Source organism: Bradyrhizobium sp. (assembly GCF_028868675.1).
Lineage (GTDB): Bacteria > Pseudomonadota > Alphaproteobacteria > Rhizobiales > Xanthobacteraceae > Bradyrhizobium.
The window spans coordinates 1-2,108 of the sequence record NZ_JAGWUA010000360.1; the positions used below are offsets into that span (position 1 = coordinate 1).

Here is a 2,108-nt window from a genome sequence, read left to right on the forward strand (position 1 = left end):
CCGCGCTCGACCTCCTGATCGAGACCTACGAGACCAGGGTCGGCCCGCGCAACGGGGCACGCGTCGTGGCGCGCGCCTGGACGGACCCCGCCTTTCGCGCCCGCCTCCTGAACGACGGCACGCCGGCGATCGGGGAACTCGGCTATGCCGGCCGTCAGGGCGAGCACATCGTCGTGGTCGAGAACACGCCCGCCGTGCACAACATGGTCGTGTGCACGCTGTGCTCCTGCTATCCTTGGCCGGTGCTGGGCCTGCCGCCGGTCTGGTACAAGTCGGCGCCGTATCGCTCCAAGGCGGTGAAGGATCCGCGCGGCGTGTTGAAGGATTTCGGCTTCGACCTGCCGGCGGACCGCAAGATTCGCGTCTGGGACTCCACCGCGGAAATCCGCTACCTCGTGCTGCCGATGCGCCCCGACGGCACCGAGGGCTGGAGCGAGGAGCGCCTCGCCGACCTCGTCACCCGCGACAGCATGATCGGCACCGGACTGCCGAAACAACCACATGAGATTGCCTGATGGACGGCGCGCATGACATGGGCGGCGTGCCCTGGGTCGGACCGGTCAGGCCGGAGCCGGACGAGCCAGTGTTTCACGCCGAATGGGAGCGCCGCGCCTTTGCGCTCACCCTCGCCATGGCGACGCCGGGCGGCTGGAACATCGACATGTCGCGCTTTGCCCGCGAGAACCGTCCGCCCGCGGACTATCTGAGCAAGAGCTACTATGAGCTCTGGCTCGCCGGCCTCGAGCGGCTGATGCAGGAGCGCAAGCTCGTTTTCGCCGACGAGATCGAAGCCGGCAAGGTGCTGCATCCCGTCACACCGGTGAACAGCATCCTGAAGCGCGACGACGTCGAGAGCACCCTTCGACGCGGCGGCCCGACGGAACGCGGGTGCGCGCGCCCCGCCCTGTTCGCTGTCGGCGACCGTGTCCGCGCCAAAGACATTCATCCGCCGACCCACACGCGCCTGCCGCACTACGTCCGCGGCCGTGTCGGCCGTATCGAGCACGTGCACGGTTGCCACGTCTACCCCGACAGCAACGCGCGCGGCGCGGGCGAAGACCCGCAATGGCTCTACACGGTCGCGTTTACAGGGTCCGATCTCTGGCCCGATGCGCCGGACCCGGGCCTGAGCGTGTCGGTCGACGCCTGGGAGCCCTATCTGGAGCGCGCCTGATGCCGATCCAATCGCAAGCTGCACGCGAGGCCGTCGGCGCCGTGCCGGGCATTCCGACCGACGCGGACGGCCCCGTATTCCGCGCCCCCTGGGAGGCCCATGCCTTCGCGATGGCGCTGACGCTCTATGAGCGCGGCGTGTTTACCTGGAGCGAATGGGCGGCGGCGCTGGCCGAGGAGATTGCGCGGGCGCAGGGAGCCGGCGATCCCGACACCGGCGAGACCTACTACCAGCACTGGCTCGCGACGCTGGAAAAGCTGGTCGCCGCCAAGGGCGTCACCTCCGCGGAGACGCTGCACCGCTACCGCGACGCCTGGGACAGGGCTTGCGACCGCACGCCGCATGGCAGGCCGATCGAGCTGAGGCCGGAGGATTTTGAGTAGCGCCACCGTCATTGCTGTGACGGGAGCGTGAGGCTCTACCTCCCCTTCGCATACTCCCGCCAGCCCTTCGCCCGCAGCGCGCAGGCCGGACAGACGCCACAGCCGAAACCCCAGTCGTGCCGCGCGCCGCGCTCGCCGAGGTAACAGGTGTGCGACTGCTCGCGGATGAGATCGACGAGACCGGCCCCGCCGAGCTCGTGCGCGAGCTTCCAGGTCGCGGCCTTGTCGATCCACATCAGCGGCGTGTGCAGCTCGAACTTCCGCGCCATGCCGAGCGACAACGCGTTCTGCATCGCGCGGATGGTCTCGTCGCGGCAATCGGGATAGCCGGAGTAATCGGTCTCGCACATACCGCCAACAATGTGGGAGATGCCACGCCGGTAGGCGAGCGCGGCGGCAAACGTCAGGAACACCAGGTTGCGGCCGGGCACGAAGGTGTTGGGAAGGCCGTCGGCGCCCATCGCGATCTCGACGTCGCGGGTGAGCGCGGTGTCGGAAATGGCCGACAGCGTCGGGATCGAGAGGGTGTGGCTCTCGCCGAGCTTCGCCGC

The 2,108-nt window shown here is 68.9% G+C and carries 4 protein-coding genes; 3 read left to right on the forward strand and 1 reads right to left on the reverse strand.

What is annotated here, in order from left to right; all coding sequences use genetic code 11:
- From nthA to KGM94_RS25085, 3 genes are all read left to right on the forward strand, one after another.
- Positions 1-515: nitrile hydratase subunit alpha (gene nthA, locus KGM94_RS25075; RefSeq protein WP_300265396.1), on the forward strand; the 515-nt coding region annotated here is incomplete at its 5' end.
- Positions 515-1,174: a nitrile hydratase subunit beta gene (gene nthB / locus KGM94_RS25080; RefSeq protein WP_300265399.1), complete on the forward strand. Its 660-nt coding sequence runs from the start codon at positions 515-517 to the stop codon at positions 1,172-1,174. The genes nthA and nthB, both read left to right, overlap by 1 nt.
- Positions 1,174-1,557, forward strand: a complete 384-nt coding sequence (locus KGM94_RS25085; RefSeq protein ID WP_300265402.1) for a nitrile hydratase accessory protein — start codon at positions 1,174-1,176, stop codon at positions 1,555-1,557. The genes nthB and KGM94_RS25085 overlap by 1 nt, the downstream gene beginning before the upstream one ends.
- A gap of 35 nt (positions 1,558-1,592) precedes the next feature.
- On the opposite strand, the gene KGM94_RS25090 is transcribed toward KGM94_RS25085, so the two are convergent.
- On the reverse strand, positions 1,593-2,108 hold a 516-nt coding region (locus tag KGM94_RS25090; RefSeq protein ID WP_300265405.1), incomplete at its 5' end, for a 7-cyano-7-deazaguanine synthase.

Bases quoted from the DNA above. Each gene is read 5' to 3' on its own strand.
- nthB (WP_300265399.1), top strand. From the start codon at position 515: ATGGACGGCGCGCATGACATGGGCGGCGTGCCCTGGGTCGGACCGGTC.
- KGM94_RS25085 (WP_300265402.1), top strand. From the start codon at position 1,174: ATGCCGATCCAATCGCAAGCTGCACGCGAGGCCGTCGGCGCCGTGCCG.